The sequence below is a fragment of the Leptospira noumeaensis genome (assembly GCF_004770765.1).
Classification (GTDB): domain Bacteria; phylum Spirochaetota; class Leptospiria; order Leptospirales; family Leptospiraceae; genus Leptospira_A; species Leptospira_A noumeaensis.
This window is the reverse complement of sequence record NZ_RQFK01000026.1, coordinates 1,456,347-1,482,324: the sequence shown is the minus strand read 5'-3', so window position 1 is coordinate 1,482,324 and position 25,978 is coordinate 1,456,347. Positions and strand designations below refer to the sequence as shown.

The 25,978-nt window shown below is 38.6% G+C and carries 23 protein-coding genes; 10 read left to right on the top strand and 13 right to left on the bottom strand.

From position 1 onward, the window contains the following. Nucleotide 1: 1 nt before the first annotated feature. Nucleotides 2-184 carry a hypothetical protein gene (locus EHQ24_RS15155; protein ID WP_135587207.1) on the bottom strand — a complete coding sequence of 61 codons (183 nt, stop codon included), beginning with the start codon at nt 182-184 and terminating at the stop codon, nt 2-4. Between the two features lie 84 nt (nt 185-268). On the opposite strand from EHQ24_RS15155, the gene EHQ24_RS15150 reads away from it, so the two are divergent. From EHQ24_RS15150 to EHQ24_RS15140, 3 genes are all read left to right on the top strand, one after another. After that, the gene (locus EHQ24_RS15150; protein WP_135602389.1) at nt 269-1,873 is read left to right on the top strand and encodes an NADP-dependent glyceraldehyde-3-phosphate dehydrogenase; all 1,605 of its coding nucleotides are present in this window, start codon (nt 269-271) and stop codon (nt 1,871-1,873) included. Nucleotides 1,874-1,946: 73 nt separating this feature from the next. Then, the gene (locus tag EHQ24_RS15145; RefSeq protein WP_135602388.1) at nt 1,947-3,257 is read left to right on the top strand and encodes a DUF1554 domain-containing protein; all 1,311 of its coding nucleotides are present in this window, start codon (nt 1,947-1,949) and stop codon (nt 3,255-3,257) included. A 499-nt stretch (nt 3,258-3,756) separates the two neighbouring features. Further along, a complete protein-coding gene (locus tag EHQ24_RS15140) occupies nt 3,757-5,028 on the top strand; it encodes an esterase/lipase family protein (RefSeq protein ID WP_135602387.1) in 1,272 nt (423 codons plus the stop codon). Nucleotides 5,029-5,036: 8 nt separating this feature from the next. Here EHQ24_RS15140 and EHQ24_RS15135 read toward each other — a convergent pair whose 3' ends face one another. Next, nucleotides 5,037-5,978, bottom strand: a complete 942-nt coding sequence (locus tag EHQ24_RS15135) for a histone deacetylase family protein (RefSeq protein WP_135602386.1) — start codon at nt 5,976-5,978, stop codon at nt 5,037-5,039. Nucleotides 5,979-6,017: 39 nt separating this feature from the next. Continuing rightward, nucleotides 6,018-6,581 carry a hypothetical protein gene (locus EHQ24_RS15130; protein ID WP_135602385.1) on the bottom strand — a complete coding sequence of 188 codons (564 nt, stop codon included), beginning with the start codon at nt 6,579-6,581 and terminating at the stop codon, nt 6,018-6,020. 86 nt (nt 6,582-6,667) lie between these two features. On the opposite strand from EHQ24_RS15130, the gene EHQ24_RS15125 reads away from it, so the two are divergent. Continuing rightward, entirely contained in the window at nt 6,668-7,627 is a 960-nt protein-coding gene (locus EHQ24_RS15125) for a putative glycoside hydrolase (RefSeq protein ID WP_135602494.1), read from the top strand. Between the two features lie 45 nt (nt 7,628-7,672). Here the strand turns inward: EHQ24_RS15125 and EHQ24_RS15120 are convergent, their stop codons facing one another. Together EHQ24_RS15120 and EHQ24_RS15115 are read right to left on the bottom strand one after the other, a co-directional pair. Next, on the bottom strand, nt 7,673-8,692 hold the full coding sequence (locus EHQ24_RS15120; RefSeq protein ID WP_135602384.1) for a lipase secretion chaperone: 1,020 nt from the start codon (nt 8,690-8,692) through the stop codon (nt 7,673-7,675). Between the two features lie 94 nt (nt 8,693-8,786). Then, nucleotides 8,787-9,698, bottom strand: a complete 912-nt coding sequence (locus tag EHQ24_RS15115) for an esterase/lipase family protein (protein ID WP_135602383.1) — start codon at nt 9,696-9,698, stop codon at nt 8,787-8,789. 230 nt (nt 9,699-9,928) lie between these two features. Between EHQ24_RS15115 and EHQ24_RS15110 the strand changes: the two genes are divergently transcribed. Beyond that, the gene (locus EHQ24_RS15110) at nt 9,929-10,789 is read left to right on the top strand and encodes a heparin lyase I family protein (RefSeq protein ID WP_244310445.1); all 861 of its coding nucleotides are present in this window, start codon (nt 9,929-9,931) and stop codon (nt 10,787-10,789) included. Nucleotides 10,790-10,811: 22 nt separating this feature from the next. On the opposite strand, the gene radA is transcribed toward EHQ24_RS15110, so the two are convergent. Further along, complete coding sequence (gene radA / locus EHQ24_RS15105) at nt 10,812-12,179, bottom strand: DNA repair protein RadA (protein ID WP_135602381.1); 1,368 nt, start codon at nt 12,177-12,179, stop codon at nt 10,812-10,814. Beyond that, on the bottom strand, nt 12,179-12,817 hold the full coding sequence (locus tag EHQ24_RS15100; RefSeq protein WP_135602380.1) for a ribonuclease D: 639 nt from the start codon (nt 12,815-12,817) through the stop codon (nt 12,179-12,181). Before EHQ24_RS15100 ends, radA begins: the two co-directional genes overlap by 1 nt. A 54-nt stretch (nt 12,818-12,871) precedes the next feature. Between EHQ24_RS15100 and EHQ24_RS15095 the strand changes: the two genes are divergently transcribed. From EHQ24_RS15095 to EHQ24_RS15080, 4 genes are all read left to right on the top strand, one after another. Then, on the top strand, nt 12,872-14,758 hold the full coding sequence (locus EHQ24_RS15095) for a glycoside hydrolase family 36 protein (RefSeq protein WP_135602379.1): 1,887 nt from the start codon (nt 12,872-12,874) through the stop codon (nt 14,756-14,758). A 70-nt stretch (nt 14,759-14,828) separates the two neighbouring features. After that, nucleotides 14,829-15,293 (top strand): putative lipoprotein, encoded by a 465-nt coding sequence (locus tag EHQ24_RS15090; protein ID WP_244310444.1) that lies wholly within the window; start codon nt 14,829-14,831, stop codon nt 15,291-15,293. A 221-nt stretch (nt 15,294-15,514) separates the two neighbouring features. Beyond that, nucleotides 15,515-17,134, top strand: coding sequence for a hypothetical protein (locus EHQ24_RS15085; protein WP_244310443.1), 1,620 nt, complete (start codon nt 15,515-15,517; stop codon nt 17,132-17,134). Then, a complete protein-coding gene (locus EHQ24_RS15080; RefSeq protein ID WP_135602377.1) occupies nt 17,131-18,753 on the top strand; it encodes a dolichyl-phosphate-mannose--protein mannosyltransferase in 1,623 nt (540 codons plus the stop codon). The genes EHQ24_RS15085 and EHQ24_RS15080 overlap by 4 nt, the downstream gene beginning before the upstream one ends. Here EHQ24_RS15080 and EHQ24_RS15075 read toward each other — a convergent pair. The 3 genes from EHQ24_RS15075 to EHQ24_RS15065 are packed head-to-tail and all read right to left on the bottom strand — an operon-like array spanning nt 18,710 to nt 21,567. Continuing rightward, a complete protein-coding gene (locus EHQ24_RS15075) occupies nt 18,710-19,825 on the bottom strand; it encodes a SpoIIE family protein phosphatase (protein ID WP_135602376.1) in 1,116 nt (371 codons plus the stop codon). The two genes, EHQ24_RS15080 and EHQ24_RS15075, sit on opposite strands and share 44 nt — an antisense overlap. A gap of 27 nt (nt 19,826-19,852) precedes the next feature. Continuing rightward, nucleotides 19,853-20,668 carry a hypothetical protein gene (locus EHQ24_RS15070; RefSeq protein WP_135602375.1) on the bottom strand — a complete coding sequence of 272 codons (816 nt, stop codon included), beginning with the start codon at nt 20,666-20,668 and terminating at the stop codon, nt 19,853-19,855. Further along, nucleotides 20,668-21,567: a histone deacetylase family protein gene (locus EHQ24_RS15065; protein ID WP_135602374.1), complete on the bottom strand. Its 900-nt coding sequence runs from the start codon at nt 21,565-21,567 to the stop codon at nt 20,668-20,670. The genes EHQ24_RS15070 and EHQ24_RS15065 overlap by 1 nt, the downstream gene beginning before the upstream one ends. A 91-nt stretch (nt 21,568-21,658) precedes the next feature. Between EHQ24_RS15065 and pyk the strand changes: the two genes are divergently transcribed. After that, complete coding sequence (pyk, locus tag EHQ24_RS15060) at nt 21,659-23,095, top strand: pyruvate kinase (RefSeq protein WP_135602373.1); 1,437 nt, start codon at nt 21,659-21,661, stop codon at nt 23,093-23,095. Here the strand turns inward: pyk and EHQ24_RS15055 are convergent. The 3 genes from EHQ24_RS15055 to EHQ24_RS15045 are packed head-to-tail and all read right to left on the bottom strand — an operon-like array spanning nt 23,088 to nt 25,957. After that, on the bottom strand, nt 23,088-24,338 hold the full coding sequence (locus EHQ24_RS15055) for a BaiN/RdsA family NAD(P)/FAD-dependent oxidoreductase (RefSeq protein ID WP_135602372.1): 1,251 nt from the start codon (nt 24,336-24,338) through the stop codon (nt 23,088-23,090). The genes pyk and EHQ24_RS15055 overlap by 8 nt on opposite strands. A 3-nt stretch (nt 24,339-24,341) precedes the next feature. Next, nucleotides 24,342-24,764, bottom strand: a complete 423-nt coding sequence (locus tag EHQ24_RS15050; protein ID WP_135602371.1) for a VOC family protein — start codon at nt 24,762-24,764, stop codon at nt 24,342-24,344. A gap of 8 nt (nt 24,765-24,772) precedes the next feature. Continuing rightward, entirely contained in the window at nt 24,773-25,957 is a 1,185-nt protein-coding gene (locus tag EHQ24_RS15045) for a sterol desaturase family protein (protein ID WP_135602370.1), read from the bottom strand. Between the last annotated feature and the right edge of the window lie 21 nt (nt 25,958-25,978).

The window sequence follows — 25,978 nt, the reverse complement described above, 5'->3', positions numbered from 1 at the left end:
GTCAGCCGACGGCTCGTTTGGCGTATTCCTCCTTCCAAGCGCTATGCCAATGATACCATTCTTCGCGAATCGCTCGGTACCGAACTAGGTCACTTTGCACTTCCGACATGAGTGATTCCAATTCTTCCACACGACGGAAAAGTCGTAAGGTCAAAGTCTCCCACTCTTCTTTGTTCTGGTCCATCCATGGTTCCATATTTTTTATATCGGCTGATCTTTTCCGTAAAATGTTGCTTTTTTAGTCGGGTCACCATTCGATTCATGGATCATGAGCTTTGTTTTTCCGTCAGAAGATTCCATTCCAGAAAAGTACCGCATTGCGCCCATCCACCAAAAAGAATACCTACTCGGCGGAGAAATTCGGATCTGGGAAGGTGGATCCCAAATCGTACAATCTCCCATCTTTCTGAACAAAAATGGAAAATTGGAACAAGTAGTTTTAGGATCCTATCCAAGTTTTGACGAAAAACAAAGTTTACTCGCACTGGATGCTGCGGTAAAAGCCTATAACCACGGAACAGGCGTTTGGCCCATCGCAACTCCCAAAGAACGAATCGAAGCGGTTCGAAAGTTCATCTCTCTGATGAAAGGAAAAAGAGACCAAATTGTTTTACTTCTGATGTGGGAGATTGGCAAAACAGAAAAAGATGCCATAAAAGAATTTGATAGAACCATCGAATATTTAGAAGATACTATTGAATCATTACAAGAACTCGAAACAAGTTCAGCGAACTATATCAAAGAAGGTGGACTCATTGCACAAATCAAACGTTCTCCTTATGGTGTTGTACTTTGTATGGGGCCATTCAATTATCCTTTGAATGAAACATTTTGTACACTCATCCCAGCCATCCTTATGGGAAATACCGTTGTTTTCAAACCGGCAAAGTATGGCGTGTTGTTACTGCAACCTCTCCTCGAATGTTTTAAGGAAGCGTTTCCTCCAGGTGTGATCAACACAGTTTATGGGGATGGTGCCAAAGTGATTTCTCCCATTATGGAATCTGGGAAAATCGATGTGTTTGCATTTATTGGATCGAGTCATACAGCAAATCTCATCACAAAAAAACATCCCAAACTCAACCGCCTAAGATCTGTTCTAGGACTTAACGCCAAAAACCCAGCGATAGTTTTACCTGATACAGATTTAAAAACAATGGTTCCTGAAATTCTAGCCGGATCACTTGCTTACAATGGGCAAAGATGTACAGCGCTCAAAATTCTTTTTGTTCACAAAGATATTTTAGATGAATTTACAAAACTTTATTTGGAAGAATTTTCCAAATGGAAAGCGGGAATGCCTTGGGATCAGGATGTCAACTTCACACCTCTCCCCGAGGAAGGAAAAACCAAATGGTTAAAAGAACTACTGGATGATGCTATCACTCATGGTGCCAAAATTCTCAATCCAGGTGGCGGCGAAATCAATGAATCTTTTATGTTTCCAGCAATTCTTTTCCCCGTTTCACCAAACGCACGTTTGTATCATGAAGAACAATTTGGGCCACTCGTTCCGATTGTTCCTTTTTCTTCTGTAGAAGAACCGTTAAATTATATCTTTGAATCCAACATGGGCCAACAAGCAAGTATCTTTGGAAAGGATCCAAAAACTATCGGCAAACTGATCGATGTATTGGTAAACCAGGTGGCCCGAGTCAATTGGAACACACAGTGCCAACGAGGGCCGGATTCCTTTCCATTTTCTGGGCGTAAAGATTCTGCTGACGGAACGCTCTCCGTTTCTGATGCTCTGCGTGTATTTTCCATTCGCACTGTTGTGAGTTTCAAAGACAATGAGATGGGACGTAATCTTCTAGGAGATGTACTGAAAGAGCATACATCCAATTACTTAAGCCAAGAATTTCACTTGTAACTCGCTTTCCTTCTCCGATAATTGAAAAAGGTAAATGACTTACTTGTTTTTAATATTGCGGGGGGTTGGAAACATGCGTTGGAATTTATTCGTTTCCTTCCTTTTCTCAGGTTGGGTGTTTTCTTGTAACCAGGTCAACCCTCGCGACGAACTTCTTTTTACTCTCGTGAGTGGTTTGAATCCAGTCACCACATCCACTGCGGTCTCTGTAACGTCTTCTGCAAAAATCAATGTTTCCGGTACCAGTGTGTTACTCAAATATGGAACACCTCAAAATTTCGGAATTTCTCTTGTCAAACAACCCTCTGCCAATGTAACGATTTCCCTCACTTTTACTTCTTCCAAATTACAGGTAAATGCCTCCAACTCTCCACTAACAAACGTTCTAACATTTAATTCAGGAAATTATAATGTCACACAAACCGTTAGTTTATCATCTGCGACTCAGATTTTAGAATCATCAACACTCAGTATTACTTCAAATAGTGCAGATACTTATTATGACAATGTATCGGGAAATATCACAATCAATCATAGAAATAGTATCATTGCTTACACTGGTAATTCGTTTATTTTCAAAGAAAATGTAGCAGCCCCAAATCTCACTCCCACCATTCAATTTTCGTTTACTTCTTGTTCGGTGACACCAACTCTTCCTACTGGCCTCAGTTTGAATACCAGCACTTGCATAATTTCAGGAACTCCAACGACCGCTCAAGCAGGATCGACTTATACTGTTACCGCGACCAATGGAACCGATTCTGCTAATCAAAACCTAACAATACAAGTTGAACCAACGGTATATAAAGTCTTTGTTACAGCCGCAACTTTCAATGGAAATTTACAAGGTGCAGCAGCCAATGGACCTGCTGGCGCCGACTTAAAATGCAATGCCGATGCAAACAAACCTGCAACAGGAACTTATAAAGCCATGTTAACAACAGATAATGGAGCAAGAAGGCCTTGCTCCTCTGACAATTGCGGTGGTGGTGTTTCAGAAAACACGGATTGGGTTTTTCAATCTGGTAGGATTTACATTCGTGCGAGTGATTCAGCAAGTTTACTCAGTCCCAATTCTGCAGGAATTTTACCAGCAGATGGTTCTGGTAATTTTACAACCAATCCTTACTATCTAAACCATTCCTTTGATTCAGGAACCACCAAAGAATATTGGACTGGATTTGCCCAATCCACTAATTTCTGGCAAACGGCAACGGCGCAACCTGAAAATAGTTGCAGTGGTTGGACGACGAATGCAACCACATCACCCACTAGTAATGGTGGGCGGGTTGGTTCATCAAGCAGCACAAATTATGCCGCACTTCGGAATGGGAGTGGTAGAAGTTGTTCCACCTCCTACTACCTTCTTTGTGTAGAACAATAAAAATTCTAATTCAATATTCAATAACCTTACTTTCAATGATTGGTTCTCGGCAGGCAACATCGTTCATTTAGTAAAAAACATAAATTCAATTTCTAAGTTTCGCCTGTTTCCTTAAACAGCGAATCACCTTCTTCCTAGAATAGATTGATACAGTGGTTTCATTCTTATAGTCGATTTCGAAACCAACTGGCATACCAATTCTAGCAACTTTCTAAATCGAGTGACTTACTCTTTTTCGCGGTCGTGCTGATCCATTTATTTACAAGACTATGCCACTCGTATTCTAGATCCAACCGCTTTCCAATTCAATTGACTTCCCTTTCACAACGGTTGTCTTTTCTCACTCGCTTTCCAAAGTGACTGACTTTCCAAATGCACTCACTGTCAATCGAAAGCTAGTTTCCTTTGACACGCGGGCGACTTCGAAACCCACTGGAAAAGGTAACTCACTTACTTTTTTCACTCGCTTTCCAGAGAAACTAAGTTACAATCTTTCTCCGTGATCCAAATCCTCATCAACTCCCTGGCTGGAAAAACAGTTTCGCTTACCCAAAAAACAACCGATTCGCTGCTGAAAGGTGTACAATTCCTAGTAAAAGGAAGCCTAACGAGTGCAGGCGGAGGACTGGATTTACTCTCCAATGCATTTTTTTACAAACCAGAATGGAGAGAGGCCTTACAGAAAGCCGGCGTCCAAGTCAAAGAAACTGGTCACAAATCAAATGAAAACTTACAAAAGACGATAGAACAAACGAACCAGGCTTTTGAAAAAGCTATCTTCAAAGTCGAACTCACCGCCAAACAAAGTGATGATATGGTATTTGATAATCGTATGGTATCAAGTATCCTGGGAAGTTCTCACAATCAAAAATTCAAACTCACAAAGATTGATATGAGTTTTAGAACGATTGGAAAAGACATCACCGCAAAAGAAACCATTGCAGAATTTAAAGAATCAAAAAAATCAAAATCAGTTCTTTTCCTTCCTGGATTATTTACAGATGAGACAGTTTGGCAGGAACAAACTGTGGAATATAAGGAAAGGAAAATTACCTCACCTGGACTTGCTACAGAATTACAAGAGGTAGGATACTTTCCATTTTATTTGAGATACAATCACGGACTTCCCATCCATGAAAATGGGAAAAAACTAATGCACCTACTGGATGTATTTTTTAATGAAGATCCAAATATCAAACCTGATATCATTTGTTATAGTTTGGGTTGCCTCATCTTTCGTTCTTGTCTTTACCATGCAAAACTTGAAAACAAAGAATGGCTCCATAAGTTTGGAAAAATCATACTCATTGCAGCACCAAACAAAGGTTCTTATCTAGAAAAAATTGGATTTTGGTTGGGATTCTTATTTGAAAAAAGTCCCAATGTAGCTCTTAAAATTATTGGAATGATTGGGAACCTGCGTAGCGACGCAATCAAAGACTTATCTTTTGGACTCATCCGAAAAGAAGAAAAAGGTTGGATGGAAACTATTTCTGGATACTTCGGAGAAACATATTTTGGTGAATTGGATGAAATGGATGTTTACCAAGCCTATGCACTTATGGAAGGAGCTGAGAATCCTTTGCAAAACTTTCTTGGGGATGGGATTGTAGAGAAAAAAAGTCTTACCTACTTAACGGACAAGGTTTTTAATCAAAAAACAAATCCGGCTTTACGAACACTGGAACTAAACAAACAAAATCATTTTTCTATCATCAGTGCCAGACCACTAATGCATTGGGTGAAAGAAGTTTTTGGAGTGGCTTCCTAACTTTAAGTTTAAGTTACCAAGGTTTCCAGATGAGCCTTTACAGATTCTGCTAGGGCTTGGAAATCATAACCACCTTCCAAAAAGGAAACGATTTTACCGCCAGCGTATGTATTAGCGATTTGTTTCACTTCCTTTGTAAAAATTTCATAAGAGGAAGTGGATAAATTCATACCACCTAACGGGTCTTTCTTGTGGGCATCGAAACCAGCAGAAATCAAAACAAACTCTGGTTGGAATTTTTCCATCTCACGATGGATGGAAGAAAAATGGCTCAAATATTCAGACTCACCAGCCCCTCTTGCCAATGGAATATTAAGAGTGGATCCAAGCCCATTTCCCCTTCCTCGTTCCGACAAAGCACCTGTTCCCGGATAAAAAGGATACTGGTGGAGTGATACAAAATAAACAGAATCATCATCGTAAAACTGGTGTTGTGTGCCATTCCCATGGTGTACGTCCCAATCTAGAATCAAAATCCGTTTGATACCTTTGGACTGAAGGTATTTTGCAGTGATGGCAATGTTATTGAAAATACAAAATCCCATCGCGTGATCCGACTCAGCGTGATGACCTGGAGGTCGAACGAGCGCCATTCCATTTGCCAAATTACCAGAAAGAACTTCATCGGCAAGGTATAACCCAGCACCAACAGCAAGACTCGCTGCATAAAAGGAACGTGGAGAAAAAACCGTGTCTCCATCCAAATACCCATTCCCTTTTTCCTCACAAGCTATCCCCACCGAACGAACATAAGCTGGATCATGGATTGATGAAATAATGGAAAGTGGAGCTTCTTTAAAATCTTTTTTCCATAAAAAGTTTTCTGAAGGTAAATCGGATATATGATCGAGAATGGATTCTAGTCTGCCATGAGTTTCCGGATGGCCGGCACCAGTATTGTGTTTTAAAAATTCATCATGAAATGTAATCCCTGTTTTTAATGAACCCACTTGTCCTCCATCTTACTCTTTCTCATTTACCTGAATCTTTTATTGAAACAACATAAACCTTTCAATGTACACAATCATTTCCACAATTTCTGCAATGATACGATCGATTTGTTTTGTGATTTGAATTTTTTCTTCCGGAGTAATGATTTTATCCATTCCTGCATTTCCATAAATCGCATAAAATGTTTTGATATCGTTTGAAAAAGAAGTATTAAACCACTCTTTGAATAATCTTTGTTTCATTTTGTATTCCGGTCGAATGGAACCTGTGAGTTCCCAAACCGATCCATCCGTAAACCGCAATCTTATTTCGAATAAACCCCTATCCTTTCGAATGTAAGTTTCTTCATCGAGAGGGGAAAAATCAATTTTTCGAAGCATCACAAGAACCAGTAAAATATTTTCCAGATGTTCTATAAGATTCTTTTTCTCAGATCCACTAATTTTAGAATCATCTCCCAAATGTTCTAAATACGATTCACCCATAGTCTGGAAGAGACGGGAAACTTCCACCATTCGGTCTTTAAAACTTTTTGAATCTGATAGTTCCTCTGGAAATCGACCGTAAGATTTTAAATTGAAGTCATTGGAAATTTCTAACATGCCCAAATTTTCTTATGACCAGTCATTTTCGTCAATCGATTCGATTTGAATTTTCCGAACACAGTCAAAATCTTGTCATTACTACCATGAAACAACTCACTGTCTCCATCCTACTTCTATTCTTTTTCTCCTGCCAATCGACATCCAATATCGAAAAAAGGCAAAATGCAGATTCTTCTGGAATCACACCCGATTTTATCGAAGGTCTTTATATCAATACCAAAACCATTCGTGATAAAAAACGTTGGAGTTTGCTTTTTCAAGTCATGAAGGACGCAGGAATGAATACGGCAGTAGTCGATATCCAACCGCACCCACCCACTCCAGAACAAGTGGCAGAAGCCAAAGCACTCGGTTTTTATATGGTTGCAAGAGTTGTGAACTTTGAAGGTGGACTGACAGAAAAAGCACCTAACGCTAACTTGATGGTTACCATTCAGAAGTCGATTCGCAAGGCTTGTGAATTAGGATTCCCCGAAATTCAATTGGATTATATCCGATATGCTGATGGCGGAACCAACTTCAGTATGAGTTATGAAAAACGTTACGAGTCTATTCTCGGAATCATCAAAGACCATAAAGAAAAAACCAAAGACAGTTGTTCCAAGGACACTCGTTGGACTGCTGATGTATTTGGAAGAGTTCCCTTCATCGAAAACGATGTGATTGGACAAAAAGTGGAACCTTTTAGTGAAGAACTGAATGGACTTTATCCTATGTTGTATCCATCACATTTTTATGGACTAACCAAACGTGTGGCCGATCCGTATGGAACCATCAAAGATGGGCTAGACCTTACAGTCAAAAGGGCCAAACAAGGAACAAAAGCCATCGCTTGGGTACAAGGATTCAACATGATGGTTGGCCCAAGTAAACTAAGTTATACCGACTATATCAAAGTGCAAATGCAAGGAGCAAAAGATTCACTAGGACATGGATTTATTGTTTGGAATGCAGGAAATGAATACATCGACACAATGACTGCATACGAAAAATACAAATCCGAACCCACGCCCGAACGCCAAAAGGTAAGTAAAAACGATTAATTCAAATCGATTTGTTGATTAGATAGTTAGTTATAAAAGCGGGATTTATTTTCCCGCTTCCTCTATATTTTTCCTTCTGATATAAGCATCCGCTTCTTCTTCAGAACCAAGATATTGAATCCGTATTTCTTTGAGTTTCTTTTCCTTTTCAGAAGCTGAAAGACTTGCATTCTCTCGCAAAAATTCCTTTTCTTTCGATTCATACTTAGAAATCGACTCTTGGAATTTAGATTCCTTTGCTCTTTCCTCAGCCAAATTGGCAGCACGTTCTTTTCCAAAGTATTTGGTTTCAATACGATTTAGATATTTTTCTTTTTCTTTTGGATCAGAAATCGCGTTATACTCTTTATCACGAAGACTCATTTCCATTTGATAATGATCAAATTTATCTTCTCTAGAAACGAGAGAATCGTAATACGTTCCGTATGTTTTTTTCTTTAGGTCTTCGAACTGTTTCACACGTTGTTCTGCGGGTAAGTTTGCCGATTGTTTGATAAAATTTTGACTGCCTTCTAAAAAAGAAACTTGTGATTCTTCCATTCCAAAAATCAAATCTGCTTTATCATTTAAAACATCTCTTCGTTTGGCTTTGATTTTTTCATATAGTTCAACGAAGGATAGGTCTGTTGGTTGTTCCCATTTTCTATACTCTTCTTCATAACGAAAATACGATAAAAACAAATCTTTCACTTTTTCTTTGTCTGGTGATTCATATTCGGCTTCAATATAAGCAATGATGGTTGCATTACATTGGTCTGGCGTATATTCTGCTTTGCATTTACGACGGAGTGCCCAAACCTCCCAAACAAAATTGATTTTTCCTGATTTCAATTCATCTAACAATTCTAAATAAGGTTTCGCCCGATCTTCACGAAATGGAGAGATGGCTTCGTCCCAAAACCCTTCCCCGGTTCCGAGAGGAGAGATTCTCTCCATTGCCATTTGTTCTTCTGGACTCAATGTTTTTTTTGTCTGTGAGGAAGAGTCTTGTTTTAAGAAGTAAAGAATACCCAAGAGAAAAATAAAAACGATAACTATGATGATAATAATTTTTTTAAAATCCATTCTGAATGTATAAAAACCTAATGTGGAATCAAGATTTGAAATTGTTTAGGAATAAAAAAAGCCGGATGTATATCCGGCTTTTGTAAGCGGGTTTTTATAAACCAGCTTTTGCGTTTTTAGCAATGTTTAAGTAATGACCTTGCACATCATAGTAGTTTTGTCCGCTCCAAGCCAAGTTTGTAGCTTGTAAGTGGTCAATTCCTGTTGCAAACCAATAAGAAGAAGGTGTTCCTTTCCAAGTTCCCCATTTTTGAGAGTTCAATGGAACCACACCATCGTTACCTCCGCCTAAACCATAAAACAATCCACCTGCCCAAGTGATTGGGTGAGTGAGTGCCATGATTGGGTGTTGGATTAGATCTGCCCAAGCCATTTCACTTCCGTATGAGTAGTATTTGATTCCTGATTTGTTAGGTGAGTTTGCATTAAATGTCTTCACATAACTTACAGTCAGTGAATTTCCCATAGCGATTACGTCTTGTGGACGACCGTCACGGTAAACTAATTTTGCAAGTAAACTAAGTGCGGAATTTGCGAATGGTTGTAACCAACCAGGAATCACTCCAAGAACGATATCAGCCATAGGTGCTCCTTGGTGAAGAGAGTTGATGGTAGTAACCGTTTGTGTTTTTCCGTTAAATCCAAGATTGGATACCATATAACGAATAACAAGTCCACCTTGGCTATGGCCCATCAAATGAACCTTAGAACAACCGTTTGCTGTCATCCAAGTTGTTACAGAAGATTGGATCTGGCTTGCGCGAGTAGGAATGGAATTTGTAGCCGAACTTCCAGGAGTGGTGACTTTTGCACCTTGGCTACGAAGATAACCGTCAAGGCCTCCCCAATACTTTACTAGTCCGCCAGCGAGACCTTGGGTATCATCAAAACCAAGGATTCCATGAACCAGTGCGATGCACTGACCATCAAGAGGACCGGCAAACAGACCGGAGGTGGGGACGGAGAGAAGGGTCGCTAAAAACCCGATCAAGAATTTCTTTTTCATATTTCACCTGAACTTTCTATGTTTTTTTACAATATAAGTTCATATTAGTGACACCAGTCAATAACTTATGGCAATTTTAGGTCAAATGTTTCGGAACAATGTTCTTGGTTAACACTGCATGTTCTCCCTTCTTGGATAAGATTTTTAGTACTTACCGCAAAGAAATGGGGCAAACAAAATGGACGACTGTTCCGACAAACTTAGTTCGTCTATAGACTTTGATGGGAAAAATGAATAACCAATCGCAACGCTTCTTTCTTTTGGGAATTTGTTTGGGACTAACCACACAACTTGTCCAGTGCCAAAAAAATGCAGAAGACAAAACAACGGAGATTTTAGCAGGAACCTTACTGGCTTACCAAGCAGCCACGACCATCTCTTGCACGAGCGAACAATTGACGAAAACCCAACAAGGAAGGATCTTTCAAACTAGCTTTGAGTCGGTTTCCGAATTTTCTTCCTTCTATATTGTTCCCTCACCTTACCAATCGGTAGCCACTCATGGACAAAGTACGGAACAAAAACGTACAGGCACATATTCCCATAAAGCATCTATCTTGTCAGTAGGTCCCAGTTGTTTTTATCCACAAAATTGTAACCATAGAGGGTATCCTACTATCCAGCTCAACAAACTTCCGTCAGGTGGATTTAAAACACCAGTCCTAGTTGAGTTTTATGCCTATTTGGATATGAGCCTACCGAATAGTGCCGACTGGTTCAGTTTTGCGACTTTTTCAGCAGATCCCAGCGACCAATGGAGGCGAGTGGTTCTTGTGAATATAGATTCAAAGAATTATGCTTATTTAATGCATGTTCCTTACCACAATCAAAGCCAACATACATTTCAAAACACAAATACAAGTTTTCCACAAAGGCAGTGGACAAAACTCACAACCTGCCTTGACTTTTCTCCTTCGGGAGGAATGGCAAAAGTGTGGATGGATGGAACTTTGATTTCAACCGCCAATGTTTCTGGAGGCTGCGGTGTATTAGAACAAGCTCACTTTGGACTCTATGCTTCACCAACGGTCAGTGCTGGAACCATTTACAACGATGATTTAAGAATAGAAGAAATTACAGTTTGTCCTTAAAAAGGAAGACTAATCTCTAAATCTAAAAACCTAACTCTTGTAAGTGTTTGACTGGAACGAGTTCCAAAGAAGAAAAAAGACCTTCTACTTCTTTGAAGTTTCCTTGCGGAATGTACACCTTCGAAATTCCAATGCCTGCCAGTTCTTTGAGTCGGAGGCTGATTTGCCCCACACTTCTCACTTCTCCTGAAAGTCCCACCTCTCCGAGAAATCCAATTTCTCTCGAAACTGGTTTGTCTTTAAACGAAGAGGCTATGGATGCAGCAATGGCCAAGTCGAGACTTGGTTCGTCGATGCTAAGCCCACCGGCAAGATTGCTGAAGATGTCCGATTCAGAAAGAGGGAATCCTAAATACTTCTCTAGCACCGCAGAAAGTAAAATCACACGGCGGTTGTCTAACCCTTCTGCCATACGACGCGCTTGTCCATAAGATGTTTTTGTAACAAGGGCTTGTACTTCTACACTGATTGCACGAGAGCCTTCCATCACGGAAGACAAAACACTACCAGATCTTTCTTCTGACTCGGGAGAGATGAACAAACGATGGCGGTCGAGGACTTGTTTGAGTCCGCCCGATACCATTTCAAAAATGGCAGTGTCACCTACGGCACCAAATCTATTTTTGACGGCACGTAGGATACGGTAATAGTTAAACCGATCTCCTTCAAAATACAAAACGGTATCGACTAAATGTTCCAAAACTTTTGGGCCAGCAATTTGGCCTTCTTTGGTGATATGCCCAATGAGAAAAATAGGAACTGACGTACGTTTGGCGGTTTCCAAAAAAATTTGAGAGGACTCGCGTAATTGTGTGATGGTTCCCGCTTGGTTGACTAAACTTTCTTTTAAGATGGTTTGGATGGAATCGACAAAAACAACTTTTGGTTTTAAGTCAGAAATCATTTGCGAAATATTTTCCGCATACACTTCTGAGGATAACAAAATGTTTTCGGAAGTGACACCCATCCGTTTGGCACGAAGTCCAATTTGGGAAGCAGATTCCTCCCCTGAAATGTATAAAACAGAACCTTCGTTTGCAATGTTTTTCGCAATTTCCAAAACTAGTGTGGATTTTCCAACCCCAGGTTCTCCACCAACTAACACCAAACTGCCTGGAACAATCCCACCACCAAGAACCAAATCCAATTCGCTAAATCCTGTTGTTGTGCGAAAGTGAGCATCGCTCACCACGGAACCAATGGATTTAGGATCTGTGTATTTTCTATCTTTCGGTTTTTGAAAGTTGGGAGAATCAAATCTACCCGAAGAAGTGTTTGCCACTTCTTCGATTTGGTTCCATTCCCCGCAAGTGGGACATTTTCCAGCCCAACGACTGAAACTATCCCCGCAGGACTTACATTGGTATTGGGGGAGTTGTTTTTTTGCCATCAGTGTTCAAAAAGATTTGATACTTCCAAAAGATCCAGTTCGACTTGGGTTTCTAAAAAGGCAAAACAACGTTCGGCAAGAGCAAACCTGTTTTCGCGAATCATCATCTCAGTGAGGATGGACTCAAGGGCAATTAAAAACCGAACATCTGTCGATGCATAATCCACTTGGTCTTTGGTAAGGATCTTTTTTCCCCAATCCGAACTTTGATTTTTTTTATCGATGTTTTCTTCAAAAAATTCGCGGATTAATTCCTTTAACCCGTGTTTATCGGTGTAAGTTCGAGCAAGTTTGCTTCCAATTTTTGTACAAAACACATTTTTTACTTTGATCCCGAGTCTTGCGCGAAGGAAGGTCATGTCCATCCTTGCAAAATGGAAAATCTTTGTGATATCTTTGGATTCAAATAATTTTTGGATATTCGGAGCTTCTGTTTGTCCTGGTAGAATTTGCACAAGAGCGACTTTATTTTTAGAATCGGAAATTTGTACAACACAGAGTCTGTCCCTTCTGGGATTGAGTCCCATCATTTCACAATCCACAGACAACCGGTCATCCTTCTTAAAGGCTTCAAAAAATTCTTCGTTCAGATCTCCTTGTAAGACGACTGGTTTTATAGTTGAACGTTTTTGGGTCATAATGGCTTACTATGGAAACTACCCTAACAAAATCATCAAATAGATTTTTCCAAGATGAAAATTCAATACAGAGTTCATAATTCCGTCACTATTTCTAACTTCCTTCCTGTAAAGGCAGGTGTTTACCAATCCGAATGTAAAAAATTCGAACTTTTACTTCCACAGGCCACTGATACCAAAACAGGTACAATCCTTAGTCCCAAACTCATTTGGCGGGAATCCACAAGGCCCGAAGTGGGATTTTCTGTAGACCATTTGGAATTGGAATTGTCCATCCTTCCGGAAGGTGACGGATACAACCTCTTCCAACATGGATACCAGTCTTGGTCCATTTCGAGAAAGGTGGAAAGTACCTCCGTTGACAAACCTCCGTTTTTATCTTTTTTACAATACTCTCAAGAGAATATTTATTCTAAACATGAATCGAAAGTGGGAAAGTTTATCTCAGAATATCTCACTCTAGTTTTTAATAGAGAATCAGGAAATGGAGTTTTGTATGCTCCGATCGAACAAGGAGAATTCGGAACCAAATTCGAAGTGGTCTTGGGAGAGAATGGAGTTGTAACATCTGTTAAAGTCATTTACGATATACATTGTTTGCCTGACCTCAGGCCCAATGCAAAACTCAGCATCGCAAAAATCAAAATCCTTCCATTCAAAGGAAATCCAGAAATCAAACTGGCCAAATACTTTGAAGAACTGGGAAAAAAAGAAGGCCCGAGCAATTTACCAAAAAAAGTTCCAACAGGTTGGTGTTCTTGGTATTATTATTACACAAAAATTGACCAAAAAACAATTTTAGACAACTTAACAAAAGTTAGAGAGCTAAACTTACCTTTTGAGTTCTTTCAGATTGATGATGGATACCAAAAAGAAATTGGAGATTGGCTTGTTCCCAACGAAAAATTTCCAGGTGGAATGAGAATCCTTGCTGACGAAATCAAACGTGTGGGATTAAAACCTGGGATCTGGCTTGCCCCTTTTCTCGTGCGAAAAAAATCAGAATTCTTTCGTAAATACCCAGAGGCCATCCTCAAAGACCAAAACGGAAAACCTGTTCCTGCCATCTACCAACCTCTTTGGGGAAAAGGTTATACCTATGCACTGGATATTACCCATCCTACCGCCCTTGCTTATTTAGAAAAAGTTTTTTCAACCATTGTGAAAGAATGGGGATACCCTTACCTAAAATTGGATTTTTTATATGCGGGTCTCCTTCCTGGTGATGTATATAACAAAAGTTTATCGCCACAAGCACGATATAGAAATGCATTAGAACTGATTCGTAAAACGGTCGGTAAAAACACATTTTTACTTGGATGTGGGGCACCCATGTTGCCATCGGTCGGAATTTTTGATGGAATGCGAATTTCTTGTGACGTTGCCCCTTTTTGGTATCCAGAAAAACTTCGTGTTTTCCTAAAAGATAGAAATGCCCTTTGTACAAGAACGGCTCTGATCAATGACATCACTCGTTCATCAATGCACAGACATCTTTGGCTGAATGATCCCGATTGTTTACTTGTTCGCAAAAAAAGAAATAAAATGAACGAAGCACAAACCAAAATGATGGCCTCCGTCATGGCAGTGTCAGGTGGAATGTTACTCGTTTCTGATGACCTCACTAAATTAGAAATGGATCGTTTGGATCTCTTAAAAAAGGCCTTCCAGTTGAATCGGGAATGTCAGGCATATACTCCGATTCCTATCGGGATTTTCGAGGAAGAGTTTCCAAATGCGATGTACAATCCAGCCGGTTACCTTGGAATTTGGAATCCAACGGAAGAAGAAAAAACCATTCGAGTCGCTGTTCCCCAAGGTTTAAAAACCAAGGAACCCTTTTTGGATTTCTGGACAGGCACAATGGTAAACCTTAGGATCATTGGCGGTCATTTTGAAGTTACATTACCGGCTTTTGAATCTGTAGTTGTTGCCGTTTGATTTTAGAAAATTAATTGACGGGTAAAAAAATGGACTTAGAATCTTTGCAATTCGTCGTAAGAGGTTTTTTATGCGTATGATCAAACATTTGAGTCTAGTTTCCGTAATTGCGGTTCTAATTTCATTTAACAACTGTGCTATTTTAGATTCTGCTTCTACAAGTGTAAGCCGATTAGGGATTTCTGTCTCTGATTCTACATCTGCATTCGTGAAATCAGTTTCCAAAAGTATCTCTTCCATTTCTGATGGTGAAAAAGAAAAAGCAATGAACGAGTACAAAGAGGACATCATTGCAAGCGTAGCTTTACAAATTCGTTATGAGAACCAAAAACAAGAATTGGAAAACCAACTTGCTGCAATAGCAAAATCACACGGTGTGGTGGCTTGGAGAACAAACAGTGTTACTTACATAGCCATTGGTCAAGGTTTGAAACAAGCAAACCTTTCACCATCTGAAATGAAACTGGTAACAGAAGACGTGGCAAAACAAAATGCCGTTGTCGCCAAACTAATCCTAGACGGGTACAACCTATAATTCAGTTCATCTTAGGGCGGCGAAACACCGCCCTTTCCTTATTTTTCTTTGTTTTCTTTTTTCCTTCTTTTTTTCCAATCCATTCTGTATCCAAAGAAAACCGGTATGGTTTTTTATATATCGATTCGAATTCAGGTCAATCCAGCGGGGGACATTCTGCACTTCGATTTGGTGATCGGGTATATCATCTCCAATATTCATTTGAAGACAAAATCTTTCATTTGGTTCGGGAACCTTGGGAAGATTTTCGATTCCAATATGGTGTGGTTCAAAATAGGAACATTGAACTTTACGAATGGGAGTTATCTGAAACCGCAAAACGTTTATTACGTCAAAAATGGAATGAATTATATTTAGTTCAGGAAACCCATATCCAAAACAAAAAAAAATTAGAACGAGATTTAGAGTTTTCTGAATTTCAAACAAAAGGAAAAAACAGTTCCTTACCCATTCCGGGATTTGGTTATTTTACGAATATCTCTGATCCCGATTCTCCCATTCCTAATTTATTTTCTTTAACCAAGAATGAAAAAGAATTTATAGAGAAATTCATCACAGAAAATGAAAAAAAAAATGGTGAAGAACTTCTCACAGCCAATACAACTTCTTTACCAAAAACAGATTCTCCTTACCAACTGATTCATACCATCCAAACCAAAACCGATTCATTAGCAAGGGCAGAGAAAAAAAACTTTGTTCGTATGTATTTACTTAATCCAGTTCTTACCTATGAACCTGCTTTTTTACAATTGAATGGACCAGAATTCCAGTTAAGTGAAGATGAAATAAACATCTGGAAAGGATATACAAAAGAGCTAACAAAGAATCTGCGATCCTGTATTTTTAGTCAAGATTGCAACGATTGGGAAGAGATGATTTTACTCATTCGTATCCTTTATTTACAGAAATCGATAGAGGCAAAAACCATTGTATTTCCAAAAAAAAATTTAGACGGATTCCAATACCTTCCTCTTACGGATTTACCAGAATCAGTGAAAACAACCAAACAAAAAGAATACGCAAATTTGTTTGCATCTAGAAAACAAGTTTTTGCTTCCGGTTTTGATCCCATCCATTTTTTTAATTGGGAATCCTTCCTTGTCCGTTATCAAGGATATTTGGAATCTGGTGTGCCATCAGAGGGACTTGAATTCAATTGGGAAGGATACAATCCTTACAGAAACCAATCACAAACCAAACAATATTCAGATCTCAAAGAAAACGTTGAAAAAGAAAAAGATTATGAATCCTACACAGAAGGAATTAGAAAATTATATTCTTACCATCTGACTCACCAAAATTGTACATCTGAACTTTTCCGTTACATGAATGAAATGTTCCCCGATGGTAAAATTGGAAATGAAATGATTTGGAATCCACTTTCAAGTAAGATGTTGAGTTTGAATTTTGTACCAGCAATTGCTGCAAAAAAATTAGAATTTAATTCGGGCACCAAACATACGAAAGTATTTTTGTCTTACCGAAATTTAAAACGAAACAAACTGACAAACTTTACGGAAAAACATTTTACAGAACGTTTTGTCCCCACATCAAAGGTTTATAAGTCCAATCCACTCGACCCTCCGTTTTTGTTTTTTACCGAAGAAACAATTTGGAATCGGCCAATCTTTGGTTTGGCCAATACAGTTTATGGAATGGGATACACGGGGATGGGGATTTTGACTTCTCCCTTTGACAAAGGACAAAGATTTTCCAAAGGAACTGAGTCCGTATTTTATAGCCTTCCCGAACTTGCATTTTTTAATATCCGAAAAGGACATTTCCCTTTTATAGCAGCAGAAGATATCCCCGAAGAATACTACGAACAAAAAACACCATGAAAATAACCTTCTTATACCTTTCTTATATTTTCCTACTGGGAGCTCAATTTTTGCCTACAAAACTTTGGTTTTTCCCGGGCGAAAGGATTACATACATTTCTTTATCTATTTTTTTCATTTTAGTCCAATCCATTTTTTTAATGGGGATATCGAAAAACAGTCATTTGGCGGAAAAATTAAAAAAACACATTCCCTCCAATTGGATCATTGGTTTTGTATTTTTTATTTTTTTGGTTTTATTTCCCATTCGGAATATGGATTGGGGTGATGGCCTTCTCCTTCTTGAAACCAACCTTTTAGAAACCAAACTTTTTGGCTTTCAGTTCACATTGGATGAAATTTGGGAAACAATCCTTCATAGTCAAGTTTCCAATTTTCTATCCTATTTGGGTTTTTCCGATGACCCAAGAATTTCTTATACATTTTTATCCCAACTCGCGGGGATCGGAATGATTTTTGGTTTTCTCTGGACTGCAAAAGAAAAAAACAAATCCAACTCTTTTTCCATTCTCGTCTTACTTGCATCAGGTGGAATATTACTCACATTTGGATATGCCGAAAACTATACATTGGTCACTGGTTGCCATTTATTACTTTATATTTTTGTTTCTAAATATGTAAAAAACCCAAATGACACCGACCTTTTGTTATACGGATCGACTGCTCTCGTTGCCCTTTCCATGTTATTCCATTTGGTATCCGGATATTTGGTTCTTTTATTAATTTATTTATGGTATTTTCATTCACCAAAAGAAAAGAAATTAAAACATTTATTCATTTGTGGGCTGATAGGTTTTGGAATCCTCCTGCCTTGGTTCAGTTACTTTCTTTTTTTCCACGATCCTTCGATTGATAGAAATAGTACACATTTAATCCATCCGCCTTTTTATCCCAAAAACCGATTGTTATCTTCCAATCATTTGAAAGAAATTCTATCTGTTTTGTATTGGAATGCTTCGATCGCTACGTTATTTTTACTATATCAGTTTTTCTTTTCTAAAAATGAATGGAAGGTTTTTGTAAAGAGGCCAGAAACAAAGGTAATTTTAGTTTCCATCCTAGCATTTTTTCTACATGGATTTTTCCACAATCCTCAATTGGGTTTCCCTGCGGATTGGGATTTGATGGGATTTTATTGGTTACCCATTACATTCCTTGCCCATCAGTTTTGGATCGAGTCAAAGGAAATATCTATTGAATGGATTCCAAATTTTTTATTTGGAACTACCATTGTAATTTTTTCCGGATTCACCTTAAACCAACCAAACCCAAACAGGGAACAACTTTGGGAAACCACAAAACAGACAATTCAAAGTTATGTGACTGAAAACAAAACATACATAAACAATCTTCCCAAAGAGGATAAAAAGTTTTTTGCAAAAGGAGATTTTTTATTTTATAAAGGCGAAGTGATTACAAATAAACTTTGTGATTTCCCAGAAAAACAAGAGATCATTCGAAAAATGAAACTACACAGAGTCGATTGGAAAAAAGGATTCGAAGATGGAAGTTTCAAATCCAAAGATTCACTCGGTTTATTTTTAAAAGAAGCTACAAAAACAAATATCGAATATATTAAATCTCTAGAAGCAAATAAGATATGTCATCCGATGCTTTAGAAGATGTTTCTAAATATTGAATATAGTTTGTAATTTCTGTTTTCATACTTTCAATCCGGTTTTCACCACCTGGAAGTTGGATTAACGTTTGAACCAAAGGATGAGTGCTCGAAGCAAGTAGTCCATCCGAATACAAAAATAGTATGTCTCCTGGTTCCACAGAAACTTCATTTTCAGCAAATTCCATTTCTTTCAAAATTCCTAAAATTTGGCCTGACTGGTCTTGTAAAATTAAGGGAGCACGGTTTCCTTTTTGAAAAACTAAAGGAAAAGGATGACCTCCCCTAGCGTAAGTAATTTTTTTCTTAGAATGATCAACAATGATACTAATGGCTGTCATACTATGTGTACCGATTTCAGTACAAAGCTCTCGATTCAAACGAGAAAGTAACTCAGAAGGTGCAATGGTTGTTGTTCGTGTGAGTTCTTTATGAATGGCTGTCATAAGAATGGCAATGAGACCAGAAGTGACACCGTGACCTTCAATATCGCCCATCAAAATCAAAGTTCGATCTTCTTCCAATGGCAAAACTTGAAAAAAATCACCGGAAACAAAACTCACAGGTTTGATTTCTGAAAAAATTTTATGACCCAAGTTCTGTGGTAAATTCATAGTTCTTGTTTGAATTTTTGCAGCGAGCCTTAGGTCACGTTTGATGGATTCATCCATCGATTCTTTATCTTTTAAAAAATTATAATATTCAAAGGCACGGGAAATCGCGGCTTCAATGGATTTTGTATGGAACGGTTTTAAGATAAAGTCAGAAGCTCGGTGGTACAAAGAAGAAACTACAGTTTGAATGTCATGTTCTCCAGTCATCATAAGCACTTGCGTTTTAGAATCATGTGCTTTGATTTTTGGTAATAAATCTAAACCCGTAGTCTGCGGCATATTGACGTCTAAAAAAACAATTGGATTTCTTTCCCCTTCAAAGTATTCCAAACCCTGGAGTGGATTTGTAAAATACCGCACAAAATATCCTAAGCCATTGATGATGAGTTCTAAGGTTTCACAGATTTCAGTATCATCATCTATGATGAGAATCTCGGGTTTAAATGAATGTTCGGACATCTACTAGATTATCGGCAAACCAGAGGTTTACTTTGAGACCAAAGTGAATTTTAGTTTTTCTTTCACTTCGTCCACGCGCTTAAAATACGCCTCATGGAAAACTTTTTTCTCCAAATAGGCATCGGTGCAGGAAATCATTTCTCCATACTTCCACTCATAAGGTTCTCCATTTTCATAACGAACTCTGTTCTGATGGATTTGAGAAGATAAATTCCGTAAATTGGTACCACGAAAATTTCTGACAAGCGCTCGGAACGTTCCTTCCTTTTCAGGATCAATAAAACGAAATTTACGAGAAAATAAAACTGCATCATGAAAATACTCAGGAACATTAAAAGCACCTGATGTTCCCAATTTTTTAGAAAGGACACGAATGAAATCGGTGAATTCGTTTAGGACATTAAGACCAGGATATTCTTGACCAAAATAAAGTTCCTTTTTGATATCTCCCGGTTCAAAATTAATATTTTGAGTGAGAAGCCAATCGATATAAATCATAGGGAACTGTTCATCATCCCCTTTCATTTGGAATTGAGAAACTTTCAAACGTGTATGAACTAAGATTTTTCTATTTTCAGTTTTAATATAAATGCGATTGTCGAAATTATTCAGAATTTCTAATTCAATGATTGGATTGGGAAAACCACGTTTTTCGACAGCGGATATTAACCCAGCACCAACTAACAACTGCTCCACCTCATAATGAGTGAACCGGTTGAATAACCTGGGTTCCATATTGAGTGAAGTATTGAGTTCTTTGGAAACATCAACTAAAGACAACTCATCCAAGTTTAACCAGTCAGATTCGTTTTTCTTTTTGTCTGTAGATGAAAAAACACCCATTACTTTTCACCAAATGCAGTGATGGTATTAAAATGAATTTCTACGGTATCACGAAAATCGCGCGCATATCCACCTGCTAGAGTCACAACACAAGGAACATTGAGAGACTCTGCAAACTTTCGAACCATCAAATCTCTTTCTTTTAAACCTTTCATAGAAATTTTTAATTCACCAAGAGAATCATCTTCATAAGGATCAGCACCTGCAACATAATAAATTATATTTGCATCAAAATCTTTTCTGATCTGGTTTAAGGAAGTTTCTAATGTAGATAAATATTCATCATCTTTGGTGTTTGCTTCTAAGTTCACATCTAAGTTAGATTCTTCTTTCTTAGGGTAAAGATTTCCTTGGTGCATCGAAAATGTGAAAACTTTGTCATCATACTGAAAAATATAGGAATTCCCATTTCCTTGGTGCAAATCCAAGTCAATGATGAGAGCATTTATGTTGGGTGATGTTTCTTTTTGTTTTCTGATCGCAATCGCAACATCGTTCAAGTAACAAAAACCTTCGGCTCTGTCGGGAAAACTGTGATGATAACCACCGCCCATATTCAAAGCAAATTGAAAGTTTTTTGAAAGTTCTGCTGCCATAATCGTTCCGCCGACACCATACATAAAACTTTCCACAATACTACGATTAAGCGGAAGTTCAGAATACATAGTGCGAGATGTATGTTCATAACTGAAAAGATCATCTAAGTATTCTTTGGTATGAACGAGTTCTAAATCTGCATCTTCTGCTTTTTTGGGTAACAAAATGTCCCAGGATGCATAAACGGGATCCCTTTTGACACGATTGTAAAGATGAGAATACTTGTGTGCCGGGAACACATGACCAGGTAATTCGAGATTGTACGAAGAATGGTAAATGAGAGCGAGTGCATTAGATGCCATTAAATTGATATTTTTGCGAAAAATGACACAAGTCAATTCAATCCGTACAATTTACTTGCAGGAAAAAACAAAAAAGCTAAGAATAGGGCCTATGCCGGAAGACGACAAAATCCCAAACAAACGCACGAAAATTATCTGTACCATTGGCCCCGCATCTGCTAACCGTGAAACGATTCTAAAACTGATTTATTCAGGAATGGATTTGGCTAGGATGAATTTTTCCCATTCCACCCACGACTACCACAAAGAAATTTTTGAACTCTTACGTGAATGTGAACAGGAATCCGGCAAGTCCATTGGAATCCTTGCTGACTTACAAGGCCCGAAAATTAGAACGGGAAAATTAGGGACTGGACCCTTAGAGCTAAAAACCGGGGACCAAATCGCCATCAATAACAAGTCCGACTTTCTCGGAACAACAGAGGAAATCGGTTGTACCTACCAATACATTTTAAATGACATCGATGTAGGGCACAAACTTCTCATTGACGACGGCAAACTTTCGTTTGTTGTAAAATCCAAAACAAAGGAAAAAGCTATTTTAGAAACTGTCATTGGTGGGACATTAAAAGACAACAAAGGTATCAATTTACCTGGGACACCAATCTCCGCACCCGCTCTTTCTGAAAAAGACATAGAAGACTTACAATTTGCCTTATCACTCGGTGTTGATTACATCGCTCTATCTTTTGTTAGACGAGCGAGCGACTTAGAGATGGCAAGACAATTTATGAAGGACAGTTATGCTGGTCTTATTGCCAAAATAGAACGGCCAGAGGCCATTCAGAATATCGAAGAAATCATTGATAATTGTGATGGGATCATGATTGCTCGCGGAGATTTGGGTGTGGAATTAGACACTCAATACGTTCCTATCATCCAAAAAGAGATGATCACTAAGTTAAACCAACAAGGGAAACCTGTCATCACCGCCACACAGATGTTAGAGACAATGATTGACAACCCTCGTCCGACAAGGGCCGAAGCCAGTGATGTTGCCAATGCGGTGATGGATGGAACAGATGCCGTTATGTTGTCTGGTGAAACAGCTTCTGGAAAATATCCAATTGAAACTGTAAGAACCATGACAAGTATCATCCAAGCAGCAGAGGAATCGGAAATTTACTTATCACACTTACGTAGTATGGATCGTTCTGAATTTGAAGTGGAACGAACGGCTCTTGGCAGTGCTGCCGAAGCGATTTCCCGGTCTATCAACGCAAAAGCCATCATCAACTTTACAAGATCAGGATATTCTTCTCTTCTATCTTCAGAGTTTCGTCCGATGAAACCAATTTATTCTTTCACACCATTTCTTGGAACGGCAAGAAAGATGCAATTGTACTGGGGTGTCGAAGCATACGTAATGCCAATGATGGATAAGTTTCCTGATATGATTGCTTTTATGAGTAAAACATTAAAGTCAGAAGGTAAATTAAAGTCAGGAGATACCGTTGTGATTCTTTCGGGAGCACCGGGATCTGTCGCACAAACTGTAGATTTTATCCAAATCCACAAACTCAAATAACAATTGTTTTTCGAATGCCTCGGGCTGCGATGGTTGCCGTAGTCCAGGCATTTTGAAAATTAAATCCACCTGTAATTCCATCCACATCAATCACTTCGCCTGTAAAATACAAACCAGGGCAATGTTTACTTTCCATGGTTTGGAATTGGATGTCTTTTCGTGAAACACCACCTGCTGTCACAAACTCTTCTTTAAAAACACCTTTGGCGACCATCTGTAGTTTCATTTGTGTAAGGTTTAGACTTAAATCCCTTATTTCAGACTTTGAAAGATCAGAATAACGTTTGTTAGACTGAATTTTTGATTCTTTTAAAATCCATTCCCAAAACCGCGAAGGCAGTTTCCATTCGGGATCAGAAGACAATTTGTCCGCAGGAGTTTTTTCTTTTTTAGATAAATGACTTTCTTCGATGTTTTGTGTTTTCTCTCCACCAGTCCAGTTGATGGACAAATCTACTTTGTAATCCGCTTCAAATAAAGTACGCGCTTCCCATGCCGACAAACGTAATGCCGCAGGGCCACTCAGTCCCCAATGAGTGATGAGCATTGGGCCTTTCTGTGTTTTTCCTTTTGGTAAAACTTTGATTTCCACATGAGGAACCACAAGTCCAGTCAGTTCCATCAGGTCTGTGTTTTCTAAAGTTAAAGTAAATAAGGAAGGAACAGGAGGTATGATTTTATGACCCAACTTTTCCAAAATACTCCAAATCTTACGATTGGATCCAGTGGCAAGGACTACGATATCGAAGGATTCTTCGACTCCACCTTCCCATAAAACGCGGAACCCACCTGTTTGATTGGATTGTAAATTTGAATAAATACCAACTAACCCTTGTTCAAAGTGAATAGGAATCTTTTTGGATTTTAATTCGTTTAAAAAACATTGGATGATGGTATCGGAACTATCGGTTGTAGGGAACATTCTCCCATCATCTTCTGCTTTGAGTGCCACTCCTCTTTTTCGAAACCATTCAATGGTGTCACTGGGTCCAAAACTTTCAAAAGCCCAACGTAATTCTTTGTTTCCTCTGGGATATCGTTCTGAAAGAAGTTCGGGATCAAAAAGATTATGTGTGACATTACACCTGCCTCCACCAGAGATCCGAAGTTTCGAAAGTGGTTCTTTTGACTTTTCAAAAATCTGAATCTCACATAATCCTTGTAATGTGTCGTAAATTTGAAGTGCCGTAAAACAACCAGAAGCACCAGCTCCAATGATGGCAATTTTGGGTTTCTTTCGCAAGTCCTACCACTCACCTATACTTGGCATTGAAACCCAAGGTTCTAATAATGGTAATGGTTTTCCCTTTTGTAAAAGTTCGATAGAAATGAGATCAGGGGAACGAAGGAAAGCCATACGACCATCGCGAGGTGGACGATTGATTGTAACACCCATCTTTTGGATTCGTTCACAGGTCTCATAAATATTATCTACTTCATAAGCCAAGTGACCAAAATTTCTTCCTGTCGTATAAGGTTCCGTTTGGTCCCAATTGTAAGTGAGTTCAATTTCCGGCGCATCCACTTCTCCTGTGGATAAAAACACCAATGTGAACTTACCTTCTGGATGTTCGTTCCTTCTAGTAATTTTGAGCCCAAGGATTTCCACAAAAAAATGGAGAGCCTTGTCTAGGTCTTTCACTCGGATCATTGTATGTAAATATTTCATAATATCTACTATAAGAAAAAATAGACCAAAAGCACAAACCAAGAAATATATTTAGGGATCTCAAAACGAAGCCAATTCCGTTCTCCTTCCAGAAGTCTACCCAAAGAAACAAAGGATAAAACGAGTAGGAACAAAACAGAAACAACTTCTCCCAAAGAAAACAGGTGCATCCGTTTTAAAAAATACAAAGTAAATCCCGTTGGGATGAGAAAAGAAACTAGTAGGAAAATTCTATAGCTGAGACTTCCCGCCTTATTTCTGTATTGCGGCGCCATTGACTTAATCTCAATATCCCACCGATGGTGGTTTAACCAGATTTTTGGATCTCTCACTCCGCGATCCATTATGGATTGCAGGTCATCGGGCCTGACAGAAGGGTAGGAAAAAAAGGACAGAACCCCTTGCCTTTTCAATTTTGTATTCCAAAGATCAGAAAACAAATCGCGAAACACATGGATCTCAGCAGTCACAGGATCGTAAGTATGCAACTGAGAAACAAGTCCATACCTTGGCTCTTTTTTTTCTTCACAAAAGGTTCCAAAGATACGATCCCAAAATATAAACACACCTCCATAATTTTTATCTATGTATTCAGGATTCATCGCATGATGGACTCTGTGGTGAGAAGGAGTTACAAATATGAATTCATACCACTTACCAAGTTTTCCAATGGCACGGGTATGAACCCAAAACTGGTAAGTGCGATTCAGTGCATCAATGATCAAATATGATTCCACAGGAAATCCGAGGAGTGCTAACGGTAAATAAAAAAGCCCAATACCAATATTCCGAACAAAGGATTGTCTTAGGGCCACCGACAAATTAAACTCTTCACTCGAATGGTGTACGACATGAGAGGCCCACAAAACTTTGATTTCATGGCTGTACCGATGTGCCCAATAAAATAAAAAATCGAGTAATACAAATAAAACGATCCAATGTAAGGCAGAGGATGGTGATAAAAATATCTTTGTTAGAAAGGAAACACCCCAGGAGAGTTTGTATAATTCACTATAAACAAAAACCAAACCAAGTAAAATCAAACCATCAAAAATCCGACTAAGAACACCTAAACTAAGATCGGCGAGGGAATCTTCATAAAAATAATAATCCTTTTTTTTAAAACGATTATAAAGAATCTCGAGTAACATTAGAAGAATGTAAAAAGGTGCGATGGATTCAATCAGTCTCATAGTTCATCCTTTAAGTTCTAA

Excerpts from the sequence above, each read along its gene's own strand:
- EHQ24_RS15155 (WP_135587207.1), bottom strand. The coding sequence starts at position 184 with ATGGACCAGAACAAAGAAGAGTGGGAGACTTTGACCTTACGACTTTTC.
- EHQ24_RS15150 (WP_135602389.1), top strand. The coding sequence starts at position 269 with ATGAGCTTTGTTTTTCCGTCAGAAGATTCCATTCCAGAAAAGTACCGC.
- EHQ24_RS15145 (WP_135602388.1), top strand. The coding sequence starts at position 1,947 with ATGCGTTGGAATTTATTCGTTTCCTTCCTTTTCTCAGGTTGGGTGTTT.
- EHQ24_RS15130 (WP_135602385.1), bottom strand. The coding sequence starts at position 6,581 with ATGTTAGAAATTTCCAATGACTTCAATTTAAAATCTTACGGTCGATTT.
- EHQ24_RS15125 (WP_135602494.1), top strand. The coding sequence starts at position 6,668 with ATGAAACAACTCACTGTCTCCATCCTACTTCTATTCTTTTTCTCCTGC.
- EHQ24_RS15120 (WP_135602384.1), bottom strand. The coding sequence starts at position 8,692 with ATGGATTTTAAAAAAATTATTATCATCATAGTTATCGTTTTTATTTTT.
- EHQ24_RS15115 (WP_135602383.1), bottom strand. The coding sequence starts at position 9,698 with ATGAAAAAGAAATTCTTGATCGGGTTTTTAGCGACCCTTCTCTCCGTC.
- EHQ24_RS15110 (WP_244310445.1), top strand. The coding sequence starts at position 9,929 with ATGAATAACCAATCGCAACGCTTCTTTCTTTTGGGAATTTGTTTGGGA.
- radA (WP_135602381.1), bottom strand. The coding sequence starts at position 12,179 with ATGGCAAAAAAACAACTCCCCCAATACCAATGTAAGTCCTGCGGGGAT.
- EHQ24_RS15100 (WP_135602380.1), bottom strand. The coding sequence starts at position 12,817 with ATGACCCAAAAACGTTCAACTATAAAACCAGTCGTCTTACAAGGAGAT.
- EHQ24_RS15095 (WP_135602379.1), top strand. The coding sequence starts at position 12,872 with ATGAAAATTCAATACAGAGTTCATAATTCCGTCACTATTTCTAACTTC.
- EHQ24_RS15090 (WP_244310444.1), top strand. The coding sequence starts at position 14,829 with ATGCGTATGATCAAACATTTGAGTCTAGTTTCCGTAATTGCGGTTCTA.
- EHQ24_RS15080 (WP_135602377.1), top strand. The coding sequence starts at position 17,131 with ATGAAAATAACCTTCTTATACCTTTCTTATATTTTCCTACTGGGAGCT.
- EHQ24_RS15075 (WP_135602376.1), bottom strand. The coding sequence starts at position 19,825 with ATGTCCGAACATTCATTTAAACCCGAGATTCTCATCATAGATGATGAT.
- EHQ24_RS15070 (WP_135602375.1), bottom strand. The coding sequence starts at position 20,668 with ATGGGTGTTTTTTCATCTACAGACAAAAAGAAAAACGAATCTGACTGG.
- EHQ24_RS15065 (WP_135602374.1), bottom strand. The coding sequence starts at position 21,567 with ATGGCATCTAATGCACTCGCTCTCATTTACCATTCTTCGTACAATCTC.
- pyk (WP_135602373.1), top strand. The coding sequence starts at position 21,659 with ATGCCGGAAGACGACAAAATCCCAAACAAACGCACGAAAATTATCTGT.
- EHQ24_RS15050 (WP_135602371.1), bottom strand. The coding sequence starts at position 24,764 with ATGAAATATTTACATACAATGATCCGAGTGAAAGACCTAGACAAGGCT.
- EHQ24_RS15045 (WP_135602370.1), bottom strand. The coding sequence starts at position 25,957 with ATGAGACTGATTGAATCCATCGCACCTTTTTACATTCTTCTAATGTTA.